This window comes from Proteiniphilum saccharofermentans, from assembly GCF_900095135.1.
Taxonomy (GTDB): domain Bacteria; phylum Bacteroidota; class Bacteroidia; order Bacteroidales; family Dysgonomonadaceae; genus Proteiniphilum; species Proteiniphilum saccharofermentans.
In genome coordinates, this window is the sequence record NZ_LT605205.1 from 694,466 (window position 1) to 712,082 (window position 17,617).

At 44.3% G+C, this 17,617-nt stretch carries 10 protein-coding genes; 7 read left to right on the top strand and 3 right to left on the bottom strand.

All coding sequences use genetic code 11. From position 1 onward, the window contains the following. Positions 1-3: 3 nt before the first annotated feature. Entirely contained in the window at positions 4-981 is a 978-nt protein-coding gene (locus tag PSM36_RS02630; RefSeq protein ID WP_076928662.1) for a lytic transglycosylase domain-containing protein, read from the bottom strand. A gap of 252 nt (positions 982-1,233) precedes the next feature. Between PSM36_RS02630 and PSM36_RS02635 the strand changes: the two genes are divergently transcribed. The 5 genes from PSM36_RS02635 (at position 1,234) to meaB (ending at position 12,990) form a co-directional block, all read left to right on the top strand. Further along, entirely contained in the window at positions 1,234-4,218 is a 2,985-nt protein-coding gene (locus tag PSM36_RS02635; RefSeq protein ID WP_076928663.1) for a PEP/pyruvate-binding domain-containing protein, read from the top strand. Between the two features lie 215 nt (positions 4,219-4,433). Then, a complete protein-coding gene (locus tag PSM36_RS02640) occupies positions 4,434-5,186 on the top strand; it encodes a hypothetical protein (protein WP_076928664.1) in 753 nt (250 codons plus the stop codon). Between the two features lie 189 nt (positions 5,187-5,375). Then, positions 5,376-11,285: an alpha-2-macroglobulin family protein gene (locus tag PSM36_RS02645; RefSeq protein ID WP_076928665.1), complete on the top strand. Its 5,910-nt coding sequence runs from the start codon at positions 5,376-5,378 to the stop codon at positions 11,283-11,285. A gap of 136 nt (positions 11,286-11,421) precedes the next feature. Next, on the top strand, positions 11,422-11,811 hold the full coding sequence (locus PSM36_RS02650) for a DUF1573 domain-containing protein (protein WP_173823106.1): 390 nt from the start codon (positions 11,422-11,424) through the stop codon (positions 11,809-11,811). 81 nt (positions 11,812-11,892) lie between these two features. Next, positions 11,893-12,990, top strand: a complete 1,098-nt coding sequence (meaB, locus tag PSM36_RS02655; RefSeq protein WP_076928666.1) for a methylmalonyl Co-A mutase-associated GTPase MeaB — start codon at positions 11,893-11,895, stop codon at positions 12,988-12,990. A 67-nt stretch (positions 12,991-13,057) separates the two neighbouring features. On the opposite strand, the gene PSM36_RS02660 is transcribed toward meaB, so the two are convergent. Together PSM36_RS02660 and pheT are read right to left on the bottom strand one after the other, a co-directional pair. Next, positions 13,058-13,777, bottom strand: coding sequence for a YebC/PmpR family DNA-binding transcriptional regulator (locus tag PSM36_RS02660; RefSeq protein ID WP_076928667.1), 720 nt, complete (start codon positions 13,775-13,777; stop codon positions 13,058-13,060). Between the two features lie 155 nt (positions 13,778-13,932). Next, on the bottom strand, positions 13,933-16,395 hold the full coding sequence (pheT, locus tag PSM36_RS02665) for a phenylalanine--tRNA ligase subunit beta (RefSeq protein ID WP_076928668.1): 2,463 nt from the start codon (positions 16,393-16,395) through the stop codon (positions 13,933-13,935). Between the two features lie 552 nt (positions 16,396-16,947). On the opposite strand from pheT, the gene PSM36_RS02670 reads away from it, so the two are divergent. Together PSM36_RS02670 and PSM36_RS02675 are read left to right on the top strand one after the other, a co-directional pair. Then, positions 16,948-17,118: a type II toxin-antitoxin system HicA family toxin gene (locus PSM36_RS02670; protein ID WP_076928669.1), complete on the top strand. Its 171-nt coding sequence runs from the start codon at positions 16,948-16,950 to the stop codon at positions 17,116-17,118. Between the two features lie 11 nt (positions 17,119-17,129). Beyond that, entirely contained in the window at positions 17,130-17,540 is a 411-nt protein-coding gene (locus PSM36_RS02675) for a type II toxin-antitoxin system HicB family antitoxin (RefSeq protein ID WP_076928670.1), read from the top strand. Positions 17,541-17,617: the final 77 nt, after the last annotated feature.

A 17,617-nucleotide genomic window follows, 5' to 3' on the forward strand; every position in this document is an offset into this window, starting at 1 on the left:
TTTTTATTTCACTACCCATGCCGGATTATGAACCTTAGGGCTTTCCCCTTTCTTGTAGTACAGGTCTTCCTGTGTGGGAATAAGCAGGGTGTAGGTCTTGCCCGACGGGTTGCTCAGGCTGGTATTTCGTAGCCATGAGTTGAAGTCTTTCAACTGCGCATAGGTGATGTTGTGTTGTTTGGCAAAAGTTGCCAGGTCGGGTATAGAGGAAGATACCTTCACCTCTTTGAACTGCATGGGTTTATAGAGATGATCCGGCCTTATAACGAATCCGTATTGCTGCGGATTTTCGAAGATCTGTTTGATGGCAAGCATGCGGTAGTAATAGCGGGAAGTCTCTTCCACCAACCAGAGGTCGAGCGAATCGTCTACCCCCTGGTCTCTTAACCCGTTAGTGATACGCGCTTGTCCTCCGTTATATGACAGGGCGGCGGCACTCCATGAACCGTGGTTGCGGTAGGCCTCTTTCAGATAGCGACAGGCGGCCACAGTCGATTTTTCTACGTGATAACGTTCGTCGACATCAGTCCTTGTTTCAAGACCGTATTGTTTGCCCGTACTTTGGAGGAACTGCCAAAGTCCTGCCGCACGGGCGGGGGAGACTGCCCTGGGATCGAGGCTGCTTTCTATTACCGCCAGATATTTCAGGTCGTCGGGAACCCCTTGTTGTTTAAGGATTGGTTCAATGATCGGGAAGAAGCGGTTGGCCCTTTTGAAAAGGAGTAGGGTGGTGGAATGGAAGTAGGTGAAACTATTCAGTTCCCGGTCCATCCGTTCCCGTTTATCATAGCGGTCAAAAGTGATCTGTTCTCCTGCAAATTCCATACTTTCCGGAATGGCTACCGAGGCTGTCATGGAGAGTACCAATGGTCTTTCCGATTCGGTTTTCTCGATGTTATTTCCCGATGTGAGGGCTATGAATAATACCCCCAATCCTATTATCAATATTGAGAAAGAGATCAATAGTGCCGATTTCTTCATTCTTTATTTAGCTTTGTGAATTCTTATAATATTTTTCCGGCGAGTGGGTGCCGGTATATTTTTGAGTAGAACAAAGATAATCGTTTTTTTGGAAATTTGGAAATGAGCAGTGAGAACTCAGATTTTTCATATATATTCGCACTTCGTGTTATTCGGCTTTGCCGATATTCATTCGCTCTGCTTATGTTTAACAACAGAGCAACAACTGAATAACAATCGAATAATAACTTTATTGCTTTATTCTAAAAGAATATGAAACTAAAAACGCCAGGGTCAGTAATTAAGGCACATGATATAAACCGGTTCAGATTCCGGGATACCCCGTTTGTGAAGTTGATGAACAAACGTATTTTCAATATATTGATGGTGGCTTCCAGGTATGATATGTTCATCCTGGAAGACGACGGTCGTGTCGATGAACAGATTTTCAATGAGTATACCTCACTCAACCTCCGCTATCCGCCGCGTTTTACACAGGTTGGGAGCAGTAAGGAGGCACTGGCAGAGTTGAAACAGAATCGTTATGAGTTGATCATCTGCATGCCCAACATGGACAATAGTGATACTTTCGATCTGGCGAAGCAAATCAAAGCGCGCTACCCGGATATTCCTGTAGTGTTGCTCACACCTTTCTCCAAAGCGGTCACACAATCGTTACGGAAGTCAGATCTGAGCGGTATCGATTACGTATTCAGTTGGTTGGGGGATACGGATCTGTTGTTGGCTATCATCAAGATTATTGAAGACCGGATGAATGTGGAACACGACGTAAAGACGGTCGGTGTACAGACTGTAATGTTGGTGGAAGATTCCGTTCGTTTCTATTCAACGGCATTACCATTGCTTTATAAGTTTGTGCTCAGTGAATCGAAAGAGTTCTCGAAGGAGGCCCTCAACGACCACCTGAGAATGCTCCGCATGCGCGGACGTCCAAAGATACTGCTTGCCCGTAACTATGAGGAGGCAATCACCTATTACAAAAAGTATGGTGATAATATGCTGGGTGTGATCAGTGATATGAGTTTCAATATTGAAGGGGAGAAGGATAAATTAGCCGGCAAGCGGCTCGGTGAATGGATCAGGAAGAAAGACCGTTATATCCCGATTATTTATGCTTCTTCGGAGTCGGAAAACCGGAAATATGCAGCCGATGTGGATGCTGTATTTATTGATAAAAATTCCAAGACTTTTCCACAGGATCTGCGTAAAGCAATCAAAGAGAATCTGGGTTTTGGAGACTTCATTATAACCGATCCCATTACCAAACAAGAGATATTCCGGATCAAGAATCTGAAGGAATTGCAAATGAATATCCGTAATATTCCTGATGATGCTTTATATTACCACCTTTCAAGAAATCATTTTTCCAGGTTTTTTTATTCCCGTGCCATGTTTCCCGTAGCGGAGATGCTCAAGAAGATAGATGTTTCGGAATATGCCAATATGCATGATGCAAGAGAACTTATTTATGCCACTATCGTGCAATACAGGCGTATGAAGAATACCGGAGTGGTAGCTGTTTTCGAGAAAGACCGATTCGACCAGTATTCGAACTTTGCCCGTATCGGAGAGGGTTCACTCGGGGGTAAAGGAAGAGGATTGGCTTTTATCGGTTATATGGTGAAAACCCATCTGGAGTTAAATAATAATCACAACTTTCCTGTGACTACTCCGAAGACGGTGGTGCTTTGTACCGATATCTTCGATGAATTCATGGAGGCCAATAATCTCTATCCGATGGCCCTTGCGGATCTGGAAGACGAGATGATCCTGAAGCATTTTCTTGCTGCCAAACTTCCGAAGCGGTTGGTGAGTGATTTTCTTGTGTTCTTTGATGCGATAGAGACGCCTATTGCCATCCGTTCTTCAAGTTTGCTGGAGGACTCACAGTATCAGCCTTTCGCCGGTATTTATTCCACTTACATGATCCCTTATGTGAATGATAAATATGAGATGGTGCGTCTACTCAGCAATGCTATCAAGGCAGTATATGCTTCTGTTTTCTATAAGGATAGCAAGGCCTATATGTCTGCAACGCAAAACCTGATCGATCAGGAGAAGATGGCGATTGTCCTGCAGGAGGTGGTGGGATCGCAATACGGAAACCTGTTCTATCCTGCCATTTCAGGGGTAGCCCGTTCCCTTAACTATTATCCTATCGGCAATGAAAAACCGGAAGATGGTATTGTGAGTATGGCATTTGGATTGGGGAAATATATTATGGATGGGCTTATGGGACTCCGTTTTTCCCCACTCCATGCATCTAATATTCTGCAATTGAGCTCGCTCGATCTGGCGTTGAGTGATACCCAGACCCGTTTCTATGCCCTTGACCTGAATTCGGAGATAAAGGATTTTATGATTGATGATGGTTTTAATCTTTTGAAACTTCGACTCAAAGAGGCAGAAAAAGAAGGGCCACTCAGGTATGTGGCTTCTACTTATGATCCTCAGGATCAGATTATACGGGATGGATATTATGAAGGAGGTCGTAAGATTATCTCCTTTGCCAATATTCTACAGCATGAAATGTTTCCACTTTCGGAGATCCTGGATAAACTCCTGAAAGCAGGACAGAAGGAGATGGGGCGTCCCGTAGAGATAGAATTTGCCGTGGATATTGAGGACAATCAGTTTGCTTCTTTTTATGTATTACAGATCCGACCCATTGTAGACAACAAGGAGGTGGTGCATGAGAACCTCGAAGAGGTGGAAATAGCCAATACTATACTATTTTCAAAGAATGCCCTTGGAAACGGAATATCAAACGATGTATATGACGTGGTTTATGTGAAAACTGCGGCTTTTAACGCTTCCAGGAATCCACTGATAGCTCGTGAGATTGAGTCCCTGAATAGCAGGTTCGCAGCTGAAGGAACCAATTATGTGCTGGTTGGTCCGGGTCGCTGGGGTTCTTCCGATCCCTGGCTGGGTATCCCGGTGAAATGGCCGCATATTAGTCAGGCAAGGGTAATTGTGGAGTCGGGAATGGAGAATTACCGTATAGAACCGAGCCAGGGGACTCATTTTTTCCAGAATCTAACTTCCTTTGGCGTGGGATATTTTACAGTGAATCCCTTTGCCGAAAATGATGGATTTTTTGATGAGGAATTTCTCAATTCGCAATCCTCCGTCTATGAGACGGAATTTATCCGTCAGGTACATTTCGACCAGCCGGTGGTCATCAAAATAAATGGTAAAAAAAGAGCGGGAGTAGTGATGAAACCGGGAAAATGATTTGTTTTGGCTTTATGTTTTGATAGTTAGATTGTTGCGGAATGAAATCGAGCTGATTTTTGCCGTTAACAGGAGTTAAGAGTGGGTTATCTGTGGTTAAAATTTATGTAACCATGCAACGTTTCCATGTCTGTATTCGTCTCTCCTTATGTGTACACGAGATCTCAAACCACACAGATTACACTATTTTTTAACTATTAAAAAAGAGAGTTATTATGAAAAGAATTTCTATTTATCTATTGAGCCTGATGGTATCAGGCGCGTTTTTCGTGGCATGTGACGATGATGAAAGTAATGGCAAATTGACTTTCGATAAGAATAGCGTTGAAGTGATTATTGGTGAGGAAGATGCCGTGAAAGTGAGCGGCGGGGTAGCTCCTTATGAAGCGACGCCGGCCGATGAAACGGTTGCCGAAGCAACGGTAAGTGGCAGTGATATAACTATCAAGGGTCTAAAAGAAGGCAATACCACGGTAAAGGTGACCGATAAGAACGGCCTGGAGGCTGTCATAGCCGTTGCCGTGAAAGCGGATCCCTATGAGGAAGAAAAAGAAGATGCCACCGTACGGATCAAATGGGATACCTATGAGAAGATAGAAGGTACGGATGAGGGAACTTTTACGCTTACTAAGGACGCTGAAACCAAAACTGTTACTTATTCATGGACGAATGAAGAGGAAAATGAGTCTTTGGTACTGATATTTACTGACGCTGAAGACAAAATAGGCGGTAACGGTGATGGAGAAGAAACTGCTTCTGTAAAAGCGGAAAATTCCGAACCGGTAGGGAAACTCACAGTAACGGTGGAAGGGGAAGATCCCGTTGATTACGACGTGACTGCTTGGAGCCTTTTGCAAGCTCAACCAGCAGACGATGAAGAAGGAACTCCCGATACTTACTGGATCGCCTTTACGGCAGATGGTAAAACCGGACTCTGTGTAGCTCCGTTGACAGTGGAAACAGAATAATAAAAAGTTTATTTTTTACTTTACCGGTATCTTCTTTCAATGCATGCTATGGAAGAAGATACCGGTTTTCGGTTTTTGCCGGTCACTCCCCTTCATTGCCCTATCCCCTTTTTAATCAAAACAAAAAGTTTCTGAAATTGTTAAATGGATAGTTGATTCTTGATCCAATTATTCGCAAACAACACCCCTATGAATAAAATTTTCCTCACACTGCTCCTTGTGGCACTTGCTTCAGGAGTTTTTTCCCAGACTAACCGACCAATGAACAGAGACCATTATACAAACGAATGGGCAAAAGTAGCCGAATTTGAAAAGAAATCACTTCCCCGGTCAGCTTCGGCTACCGTAAATGCTATTTTGCAACAGGCTGTAAAGGATAAAAACAGTCCTCAAATCATCAAGGCCTTGATCCATCAGGGAAAGTATGACCTGACGCTGGATGCACAAAATGATACGCTTATCTTCCGGAATCTGAATGAAATGCTGGGGAAAAGCGGCAGTGTAGTAGAAAAATCGGTATTGCACTCCATGCTGGCAGAGTTGTACCTGCAATACTATCAAAAAGACCGGTGGAATATCGACCAGCGTACCTATTTAGGGGATTTTGTGCCGGCCGACATGAAGGAGTGGACACGCAATATCTTCTTCAACAAAGCCGTGGAACACTTGGATGCTTCTGTTGCTGCTGAGGAGGAACTGGTGGAGGCGAAAGTGGAATCTTATGCTGCTGTGGTAGAATTGGGCAAGGCTTCGAGACGGTTTTACCCTACCATGTATGACTTTTTGGCGCGGCGTGCCATAGAACTATCGGGGCAAGTCAATCAGGATGAAGACCTGAACCGTGTGCTGGCAAGGAAGAATATCTCGCAGGAGTCGTTGTTTGCTCCGGCAGATGAGTTTGTGAAATTGTCGTTCACTCCCCAACAGGCAGAATATGGATTATTGGTACTCGAAAATTATAAAAAGCTGTTGAGTTCCCTGTTGCAGCGAAATATGGATAGTTCGGTTTTGCTGGTCGAACTGGAAAAATCGGATTATTTGAGGGGTCTCTATTATTCTACATATATTTCTCTGGCACGCCCGGCATTGGAGAAGTTACTGGCAAAATGGGAAGGGAACGAAATGAGTGTGGAAATTATCGACAAGCTATCTCAATTTTATTTACACGAAGTCGATCTGACCAATGCAGAAGATACAATTCAACGGAGAGAGAAGACAGGAGAGGTATATGAATTACTGAAAAAAACAATAGCGGATTTCCCGAAATACGAACGGATATCGATACTTCAAAACAGGTTATCGCAACTTACACAGCCGGCTTTTACAGTTACAGGAGCGGGTACTTTCCCTAAAGAGGGTAATAAAGAGTTAAAAGTGAATTTCAAAAATATACGGTCACTCACCGCAAAGCTGTATCGCATTAACTCACCCATAGAGATGTTGGAAGAGAAATCGAAAGTGCGAGGCCAGATAGCCGGAAAACGTGTATTGATCAAGGAAATACCTATATCTTTGCCGGATACACCTGAATACTGGCATGGAGAAACAACGTTTACGGTCAATCCCGGAGGTTTCGGTAGCTATATGTTGACTTTCAGTTCTTCACCTGAAACCAATGATGCCCGAGGATCAGATTATTATTTTTCAGTCTCTGATATGGCTGTTTTCACCAGAGGATCTTCTGATAATCAATATGATTTTTTCGTGGTGGACAGAACGACCGGTATTCCTGTTCCTAATGCCAAAGTCGATATTTATAAACTGCCGGGTAACTGGAACAATTCGCAGCTTACGTTGGATCAATCAATCATTACCAATGAATTAGGATTGGCTGTGTATAATAAAAAAATTCCCAATAACGATGTCTTTTATCATGCTGTTTCAGGGAATGACAAAGGCTCCGCATTGAATCGATTGCCATCGGCTTTTTATAGTTACTCCGACCGGAAGATCGAATCGCGGGAAATGACAAATATTTTCACTGACCGAAGCCTCTACAGGCCGGGACAGACAGTTTATTTTAAGGCGATACAGGTTCGGGGAGGTGCCGGTGAGCAATCCGTTATTACCGGTAAACCTATTGAGATTGTATTGAGAGATGCCAATCGCAGGGAAATATCGAAGCAAACCATAACGACGAACGAATTTGGTTCTATAGCAGGTGAATTTGTGTTACCGCAAGGTGTACTGCCGGGACATTTTACGATCGGATCCGGAGAGGGAACTGTGGGTTTCCGGGTAGAGGAATACAAACGCCCTACCTTTGAGGTGAGATTCGATAAAATAGAGAAAACATATAAATTCGGTGAGGAGATCACACTCAAAGGAAAAGCAGTAAGTTTTTCAGGTATCAGCCTTCAACAAGCGAATGTGGAGTATGATATTACGCGAATGCAAATGTGGTGGAGGATATGGAATGGAAGAACTATAGACCACTATACGTCAGGCAGTGTAACCACCGGGGAGGATGGTGGTTTTGAGATTACTTTTACTCCGGAAAAACCTGATAGCCAATCTTCTTCTAAAGTGGTTTATTCGTTTGAAGTGGCAGTTACGGTGACCGATATTAACGGCGAAACACAAACGGCTTCTTATACAGTGACGGTGGGAGATGTCTCCATGATGTTATCGCTGGATATACCCGATAGGTGGGCAAAGGAAAGTGATGAAAAGATCATTATTTCAGCCAAAAATCTGGATGATAACGATGTGGTAGCCGGCGGAACTTACCGGATTTTTTCCCTTCAGGAGAATGACTCTATCCGTCAATCGGAAGCAGAGGGGGAATTCAAGACAGGTGACCAGCCGGAATTGAAAAAACGACTGACGGGTTTGCCATCGGGAAAATACCGTGTGAAACTGGAATCGAAAGACGACAGGGGAAATTCCATTGAGACAGAAAAAGATATTATTCTCTTTTCTTATTCCGATAAGCGCCCGCCAATAAAAACCAACGAATGGTTTATACAAAAAAACAGCAATTTCTCACGCGAGAAAGACGCGGAAATGATACTGGGAGTATCTGACAAAGTGCATGTCTTGTATGAATTATGGCAGGAGGATAAATTGCTGGATCGGAAATGGATCGGATTGGATAATGAAAACCGGCTCTTTTCGATCCCCTATAAAGAACAATACAAGGAAGGTGTCACCCTGATGCTTACCTATGTAAAGGATGGAAAGTTCTATGCCCATAAGGTGGATCTCCTTCCTGAAAAAGAGAAGAAGGAACTAAAAGTGAAATTAGATGTGTTCCGTGACAAGATCCGCCCCGGCGCGGAAGAGGAATGGCGGATCACGGTAACCGGTGCGGATAATAATCCCGCATTGGCAGAGGTGCTGGCGTCGATGTATGATTTTTCGCTCGACAATATTTCTCCATCACAAACATGGAATTTCTATCCCTTCTCGTATACACGCTATTTCTCGAGGATGGGATTCACGAGTGATCAATCGTTCCATGCCGTTACGGCCCATAGTAATATACCCGTGCAGTGGAAGAATGTTACAGCTTTTGAGTTCGACCGTTTTAACTGGTTCGGTTACTCGCTGTTCTACTCCGGGAGGATTATGCTGAGAGGAGCCAGAACAGGAGCAGTACAAACACAGGCATATTCGCTACAAGCAAAGTCCGTAGACGAAGCGTTGATGGTTCAGGATGTGTTGGCTGAAGAAGAAATAGAAATAATGGCTCGTTATTCCACACCTCCGCCGCCTCCTGCACCTCCCGCACCTGTCTCCGGAGAGCCCGGGCAAGAAAATGAAGCCCTTCAGATACGGCGCAATTTTAACGAAACCGCTTTCTTCTTCCCCCATCTTAGAACCAATGAGAAAGGGGAGACGCAAATTGCTTTTACAGTCCCTGAGAGCAATACAAAGTGGCGTTTCCGTGTATTGGCACACGATAAGAAGTTGAATACCGGAAAAGCGGAAGCTTTTACCGTGTCTCAAAAAGAGCTGATGGTGACGCCCAATATGCCGCGTTTCCTACGTCACGGCGACAGGACGGCAATTTCTACCAAGATATCCAATCTTTCGGATGGTGCAATTAACGGTAGCGTGAAGCTGGAATTCTTCAATCCTCTCACAGAAGAGATCATCAATGATATATCGTTTGAGAACCGGGAACAGGCATTTTCCTTAGAGCAAGGCGCCTCTTCCGATGCATGGTGGACATTTGATGTGCCGACCGATATCGATATTCTTGGTATCCGGATCGTAGCACGAAGCGAACAGTTCAGCGACGGCGAGCAACATGCGTTGGCGGTGCTCCCCAACCGGATGCTGGTGACCGAAAGCATGCGGATGGATCTGAGCGGGGAGCAGACGAAAGAGTTCACCATGGACAGGTTGATCGACAGATCGTCCAACACCATACAAGATTACCGGTTGACGCTTGAGTTTACCTCCAATCCCGCCTGGTATGCGGTACAGGCTTTGCCTGTATTGGGAGAACCGGAGAGCGACAATGCGGTCTCATGGTTTGCCTCCTATTATGCCAATTCATTGGGTGCACATATCGGAGAGGCATTTCCGAAGGTGAAAGCGATGATAGAGGCATGGAAAAAACAGGGTGGCAGTAAAGAGACGCTCCTCTCAAACCTTGAGAAGAATCAGGAGTTAAAGAGCGTGTTACTGGAAGAAACTCCCTGGGTGCTGGAAGCCCGGAGCGAATTAGAACAGAAAGAGCGACTGTCGTTGCTGTTCGACCTGAACCGTAGCCGCAACCTTACCACGACGGCTATTGGCAAACTGCAGGATCTGCAAACCAATCAGGGCGGATGGAGTTGGTTCAAGGGCTTCAATCCGAGTGTAAGCATTACGCAATATATCCTTTACGGATTTTATCAGTTAAAAGAACTGGATGCTGCGGAGTTCTCGCAAGAGATCCTTTCAATGCAGGAGAAAGCAGTTTTTTATATCGATACTGAAGCCCAACGCCGCTTCGAGGCGCTGAAGAAATACAATAAAGAGTGGAAGAATATCAAAACCATTTCCACCACCGACCTTGAGTATCTCTATGTGCGCTCCGGTTATACCGCGTATCCGTTGGACAAGGAAGGGAAAGAGATGACCGACTTTTATCTTTCTGTCGTCGAAAAGAACTGGACACAATACGGATTATATGAGCGCTCATTGATTGCCATGCTGATGGGTCGGCAAGGGAAAACGGGTGTGGTGGAAAGTATTTTGAAATCTTTTCGTGAACACGCTGCCAATTCGGAGGAGATGGGCATGTATTGGGCAAATAATCGTGCGCGGGTATTTATGTCGCAATCGGCTGTTTCGGTGCATACCTTTATCATGGACGCTTTCCGTATCGGAGGAGCTAAAGCCTATGAAATGGACGAAATGAAGCGTTGGCTCCTGAAACAGAAACAGACACAGTTGTGGGAAACTACCCATGCTACGGCAGATGCCGTATATACGCTATTGAATACCGGAAGCGATTGGTTCTCTACAGAAGGAGAAACAACCGTTACATTGGGTAAACTGCGTGTGGAACCTGAGAACAAGGATCTGGGTAGTGGCTACTTTAAGGAGTCGTGGTACCGTACCGAGGTAACTCCTGAAATGGGTAAGGTTACGGTGGCGCATCAGGGAAATACTCCTGCATGGGGCGCACTTTACTGGCAATATTTCGAAGATATGGACAAGATCGAAAAAACCGATGCTTCTCTCGACATCGAAAAACAACTCTTCGTGGAGCAGACTACCGTATTCGGATCGCAATTGGTGCAGATTACGGAGGATAGCCCATTGGAGGTAGGAGATAAGGTGGTTGTACGTCTGACTCTACGGAGCGATCGCGATCTGGAGTTTGTCCATTTGAAAGATATGCGTGCAGCTGCTTTTGAGCCGGTCAACCAGATTTCAGCTATGAGGTGGCAGAACGGGATTCCCTATTATCAGACATCGAAAGACGCCTCTACCGGCTTCTATTTCGATAACCTGCCCCGGGGTACCTATCTGTTTGAGTATGCGGTGTATGTGAGCCGGCCGGGCAGCTATTCCAACGGCATCACCACCATTCAGAGTATGTATGCCCCTGAGTTCACCTCACATACCGCCGGAATGAGAATTATTGTTAAAGAATAAACAAGCTTTAAACGAATTTGTTACTTTTGTGTCTTTAGATATTGAGAAAATTGCAATTCTCAAAATGAAGAGGGTGATGAAACTGATATATTTTGAATAAAGGTTCCATACACCGAAACAAAAATAAAATGATCATATGATGAAGAAGGTAAGTTTAATAGTATTATTTGCCGTTTTGGTGAGTGGCATGGCTTTTGCACAGCAGAAACCGGAAATGGATTTTAAGAGAACAGAACATAATTTCGGGACTATCAAAGAAGAGATAGGCTCGGTTTCCACGCAGTTTGAATTTACCAATACAGGCAAGAGTCCTCTTATTATACAACGGGTATCGGCATCGTGCGGATGTACCACTCCCAGTTATACAAAAGAGCCGGTGTTGCCGGGTAAAAAGGGAACCATTTCCGCCACTTATTCCACCGTACGTCGTCCAGGTACATTTAACAAAACGATCAGAGTGTACACGAATGTTCCCGATACGGTATACGTACTCACTATTAAAGGGAACGTAACGCCCAAACAATAAATGCCGCTTCGATTGATAATACAGGCCGAATGAGCTATCTTTGCAGGAGTTCATTCGGTTTTTTAATTTGCTTACAATATGATGGAACATCCCGAGAATGATCCGAGATATAAGGGACTTATTGTCAATAAAGGTGTTGTCCGCCCGCCCAGTGTGAATCCTTATTTACAGAAAAGGACAAAAGAACATGAGCGTTCTGTGACGGAATATGCAGAAGGTATTTTGTCAGGCAACAGGGTAGTGCTCAGTCAGGCTGTGACACTGGTGGAGAGTTCACGACCCGAACATCAGGAGAAAGCGCAGGCTATTATTGAACAGTGTCTCCCTTATGCCGGTAATTCAATCCGTGTGGGTATAACAGGCGTTCCCGGAGCCGGGAAAAGTACCTCTATTGATGCATTCGGGATGCATCTGTTGCGAAACGGACATAAATTAGCGGTACTGGCTATTGACCCTTCGAGTGAGCGGTCGAAGGGGAGTATCCTTGGAGATAAGACAAGGATGGAGAAACTCTCTTTAGAGCAGAATGCCTTTATCCGCCCTTCTCCTTCAGCGGGATCCCTGGGAGGTGTGGCGCGCAAGACCCGCGAAACGATTGTCCTTTGTGAAGCGGCCGGATTTGATTATGTATTTGTGGAAACCGTGGGAGTAGGGCAGTCGGAGACAGCAGTCCACTCCATGGTGGATTTCTTTTTACTGATCCAGCTTGCCGGTACGGGTGATGAGTTACAGGGTATCAAACGTGGGATCATGGAGATGGCCGACGGCATTGTGATTAATAAAGCTGATGGAGACAATATTGAAAAAGCCAAGATGGCCCAGCGTCATTTCAGCAATGCGCTGCACCTTTTTCCACTTCCGGATTCGGGGTGGGTACCCAAAGTGCTGACTTATTCCGGATACTATAACCTGGGTATTGCGGAAGTATGGGAGATGGTGCACAAGTATATCGATTTTGTGAGGGAAAACGGTTATTTCGAACGTAAACGGCAACAACAGGCGAAATACTGGATGTATGAAACCATTAACGAGCAGTTGAGGAACAGCTTTTACCGTGATCCGGAGATTGACCGGTTATTACAAAAACTGGAGGATGATGTCCTTGGTAACCGGAAAAGCTCCTTTATCGCAGCCAGGGAAGCGCTTGACAAATATTTTGAATTGTTTCTCAGGCAATGAATAGCGGTTCGATTCCGCTGTGCGCTACTTCTCCGGATAATGTGTCGATGCCCGATATTTTTTCATTTTACTCCCCTTCCGCCATATTATGGAACACATTCTGGACATCCTCGTCCTCCTCAAATTTTTCCAGTAATTTCTCGATCTGAGCACGTTGCTCTTCGTTGAGATCTTTGGTGTCGCGCGGAATGCGCTCGAACTCGGCTGAATGAATTTCAAAGCCGTTTTCTTCCAGATAACTCTGGATTTCGGAATAGGACTTGAAGTCGCCGTAGAGAAGAATATCCTCCTCATCAGCCTCTACCTCATCCACACCATAATCGATCAGTTCCAGTTCCAGGTCTTCCAACGAAATACCATCTTTAGGTGCAATTTTGAATACGCACTTATGGTCGAATAAAAATTCCAGGCTGCCGGAAGTACCCAATGAACCCCCATGTTTATTGAAATAGCTGCGGACGTTCGCCACGGTACGCGTGGGATTGTCGGTTGCTGTTTCCACTACAATCGCGATGCCATAAGGCCCGTATCCTTCATATACCACTTCCTTATAATCAGAATGATCCTTGTCGGTCGCCTTTTTGATGGCACGCTCCACGTTGTCTTTCGGCATATTCTCTTTCTTCGCCTGCTGTATCAACACACGTAAGCGGGGATTGGTATCGGCATCAGGGCCACCTTCACGGGCGGCAATAGTGATCTGTTTCCCTAATTTAGTGAATACGCGGGCCATATTTCCCCAGCGTTTCATCTTGGTCGCTTTTCTATATTCAAATGCTCTTCCCATATTGTTTATATATCCTTTTATCTAATAGTATTAAAATTCTAATTACCAATTACTAATTACCAATTACCAATTTTACCAGAAATTTTCACTTTTAATTCTTCACTCTTCACTCTTCATTTTTCTCCCTTTTTCCCAATCATCAAGTCTCCCCAGTCCTATCTCAACTGAGCCCCCAATTCCTCTTCCAGACTTTTTTGGATCCTCTGCATTACGTTGTCGATCTGTTTATCGTTAAGCGTCTTTTCTTCGTCCTGTAACAGGAAGTTGACCGCATAGGATTTTTTGCCTTCAGGCAGGTTTTTTCCTTCATAGACATCAAAGAGTGATACCTGTTTCAGCAGTTTCTTTTCCGATTTGAGGGCAATCTGGCGGATTTGGGCAAAGGTGATCTTTTTGTCGATCAGCAGTGCCAGGTCTCTGCTTACGGCCGGGAATCTGGCTATTTCGGAAAAGCGTACCGATTGTTTTTCGGATTCTTTCATCAGCAAATCCCAATTCATCTCGGCGAAGAATACCTCCGTATCGATATCGAACTTTTTGCATATCTTAGGAGAAACAATGCCAAAGAAACCTATGGTGCGTTTGTGTGTTTTGACACTCATACCGGCAAAAAGGAGTTCGTTTCGTTCTGTTTCAAAGAACACCTGATTCCCACTGATCCCCATTCTTTTCAGGATATTTTCCACATGCGCTTTCAACTCGAAGACGGAACTTTGTTCACCGGCTGCCGCCCAATTCTTATGGGTACGTTTACCACATATCCATAGTCCGATATGAAATTCTTCGGAATATGGGGCAAGAACATTCTCTTCGCTCTTTTTGGCGGCATTAAAGAAATAGCAGTTGCCGAATTCATAGAACCGGAGGTCGCCATGTTTGCGGTTGCGGTTGTAAGCAATGCTCTCCAATCCCCCGAAAAGTAATGTCTGTCGCATCACGTTGAGGTCATTGCTTAGCGGATTTACCAGCGGTACGCAGTGTGAGGCAGGATAAGTTTCGAAGCTCTCATAATAACTTTTTTTAGTAAGAGAGTTATTCAATATCTCGTTAAATCCGTTTGCCGTAAGTTGTTCAGAGATGAGTGTCTGCAATTTCTGCTTGCGGTCCGCAGGCATTTGAATGGAAAGATTCGCCTTTAATGAGTCGCTGATCTCCACATTGTTGTATCCATAGATGCGGAGGATATCTTCAATTACATCCACATCGCGCGTTACATCCACACGGTAAGTGGGGATACGTAGGGTGAGTTCGTTCTCTGTCTCGTTTTCTATTTCAATCTCCAGACTGTGCAAGATATTTCTGACTGTCTCTTTCGGTATTTCTTTTCCTATCAGCTTGTTTGTTTTATCGTAAGGGAGGCTTACCTGTGCTCTTTCAACAGGTACAGGGTAAATATCCCTTACTTCACCCTCTATTGTACCGCCTGCCAGTTCCTTTACCAGCATGGCTGCCCGTTTCAATACATAGACTGTATTGGCCGGATCGGTACCCCGTTCGAAACGGAATGAAGAGTCGGTGTTCAGCCCATGTCGACGGGCAGTTTTCCGTACCCATGTGGGATTGAAATAGGCTGATTCCAGGAATATATCGGTCGTCTTTTCGGTTACGCCCGACTCCAATCCTCCGAAGACGCCGGCAATACACATTCCCTCTTCCGCATTACAGATCATCAGGTCGTTCCCGCTCAGTTCACGTTCTTCTTCATCCAATGTGATGAATTTGGTCTTTTCGGGCATGGTGCGTATCACCACTTCGTTTCCGGTGATATATGCAGCATCGAATGCATGCATCGGATGTCCCGTCTCGTGGAGTACGAAATTGGTGATATCTACGATATTGTTGATGGGACGAAGCCCGATCAATAATAATTTATTCTTCAGCCAGTCGGGGCTTTCTTTCACTGTCACATCACGGATAGTCAGTCCCGAGTAACGTGGGCAGGCTTCCCTGTTCTCCACGATCACTTCGATACCGCCTTCCTGAGAGTCAACGGCAAATTCTTCCACAGACGGTTTTGTAAGTTTATAAGGTTTACCTGCCTGTTCCAACCATGCTGCCAGGTCGCGTGCCACGCCAAAGTGGGAGGCAGCATCTATACGGTTGGGGGTTATGTCTACTTCCAGTACATAATCACTCTTTATATTATAGTACTCTTTAGCAGGCATTCCTACTTTTGCTTCATCAGGCAAGACAATAATACCATCATGAGAAGTGCCTATCCCGATCTCGTCTTCGGCACAGATCATGCCGAACGACTCTTCTCCACGAATCTTGGAACGCTTTATCGTGAACACATCATCATCCGAATACAATTTCGTGCCGATGGTGGCAACCACTACTTTCTGGCCGGCTGCCACGTTGGGTGCACCACAGACGATTTTCAATGGTTCTTCACCGTTGCCGATATCTACGGTTGTCAGGTGCAGATGGTCTGAGTCAGGGTGGGATACGCATGTCAGCACTTCCCCGATCACTAAACCTTCCAATCCCCCTTTGATGGTTTGTATCTCTTCCACACTCCCGGTCTCCAGTCCTATGGAGGTGAGTGCATCGGCTGTCTCTTGTGGCGACAAATCAAATTGAAGGTACTCTTTGAGCCAGTTGTACGAAATGTTCATTCTTCTAAAATTGCAATGGGATTTATGCGGATTAAAACAGATTAAATCTTACTGATACAGATCGATTCAGATTGATTTAGATCGATTCAGATTGATTTAGATTGATTTAGATTGAAAAAGATTGATGATCGTTTGGTTTTTCAATCTGTTTTAAATCAATATCAACCTGTTAAAATCCGGAATCCTGATTCTTTTTGAAATAAGGTTCAAAATTACAAAAAAAAGCGATAACCTCTCTATATTTGGATTCAAGATTTCAGATTAGTCAATGATTGCCACACCACCATAACCGAAATATGAATGAAACTTTCAGTTAATTCAAGTTTCGTATGTCGTATGATTGTAGAACTTATCTAATATTATGTCGAAATCACTCTGCTTTTTACTTGCAATGATATAGGAAATTTTTTTCTGTGAAGAAAATCCTTGTGTTTTATAAAATTGCGTCAGATTAAACCGGAAGAGATGAGGAATCCTGAAGTTACAAAAAATATTTTGATATTAAAACCAATATCATTACCTTTGTGCAGTAATAATTAAGCGACAGAAGAAATGAAGTACCATGAACTTGAAAAGAAACTGAAGAAAGCAGGTTGTTATCCGGCAGGTAGTATGAACGGGCATCCGTTATGGTACAGTCCTATAACCGGAAAGTATTTCAAAATGAGCCATCACGATAAACAGGAAGTGGCTTTGGGAACATTAAATTTTAATCCCCATTAAAGAAGAATAGTATGAAAACAGTAAAAGCATTTATAGAGAGGTCTTCTGAGGGCGGTTACAGCGTGTATGTAGATTTAAACGAGAAATCGCTGAATTACGGAATACATGGTACTGGCAGGACTGCAAGAGAGGCTGTTGAAGATTTTATATCAGCATATAAAACAATGAAAGAGTTTTATAGGAATAAAGGTCTGGAGTTTGTGGAAGCTGGATTCGAATATGTATATGATACGGCATCGTTTATCCAGTTCTATAGCAGCTACTTCACTCTCGCCGGATTATCCCGTCTGACAGGTATTAATCAGGGACAGTTGAGCCATTACGTGAATGGAACACGTAATCCAAGTAAAAGGACAATTGAGAAGATAGACAGTTCTATTCAGGATTTCGCTAAGAATCTAAGTCAAGTTCAAGTCGTTTAATTATTATACCCTACGATTCTTGACTACTATCGCCCCGGATATCCAGGGCGGTTTTTAATAAGTATATCGTGCGTATA

Excerpts from the sequence above, each read along its gene's own strand:
- PSM36_RS02630 (WP_076928662.1), bottom strand. The coding sequence starts at position 981 with ATGAAGAAATCGGCACTATTGATCTCTTTCTCAATATTGATAATAGGA.
- PSM36_RS02635 (WP_076928663.1), top strand. The coding sequence starts at position 1,234 with ATGAAACTAAAAACGCCAGGGTCAGTAATTAAGGCACATGATATAAAC.
- PSM36_RS02640 (WP_076928664.1), top strand. The coding sequence starts at position 4,434 with ATGAAAAGAATTTCTATTTATCTATTGAGCCTGATGGTATCAGGCGCG.
- PSM36_RS02645 (WP_076928665.1), top strand. The coding sequence starts at position 5,376 with ATGAATAAAATTTTCCTCACACTGCTCCTTGTGGCACTTGCTTCAGGA.
- PSM36_RS02650 (WP_173823106.1), top strand. The coding sequence starts at position 11,422 with ATGATGAAGAAGGTAAGTTTAATAGTATTATTTGCCGTTTTGGTGAGT.
- meaB (WP_076928666.1), top strand. The coding sequence starts at position 11,893 with ATGGAACATCCCGAGAATGATCCGAGATATAAGGGACTTATTGTCAAT.
- PSM36_RS02660 (WP_076928667.1), bottom strand. The coding sequence starts at position 13,777 with ATGGGAAGAGCATTTGAATATAGAAAAGCGACCAAGATGAAACGCTGG.
- pheT (WP_076928668.1), bottom strand. The coding sequence starts at position 16,395 with ATGAACATTTCGTACAACTGGCTCAAAGAGTACCTTCAATTTGATTTG.
- PSM36_RS02670 (WP_076928669.1), top strand. The coding sequence starts at position 16,948 with ATGAAGTACCATGAACTTGAAAAGAAACTGAAGAAAGCAGGTTGTTAT.
- PSM36_RS02675 (WP_076928670.1), top strand. The coding sequence starts at position 17,130 with ATGAAAACAGTAAAAGCATTTATAGAGAGGTCTTCTGAGGGCGGTTAC.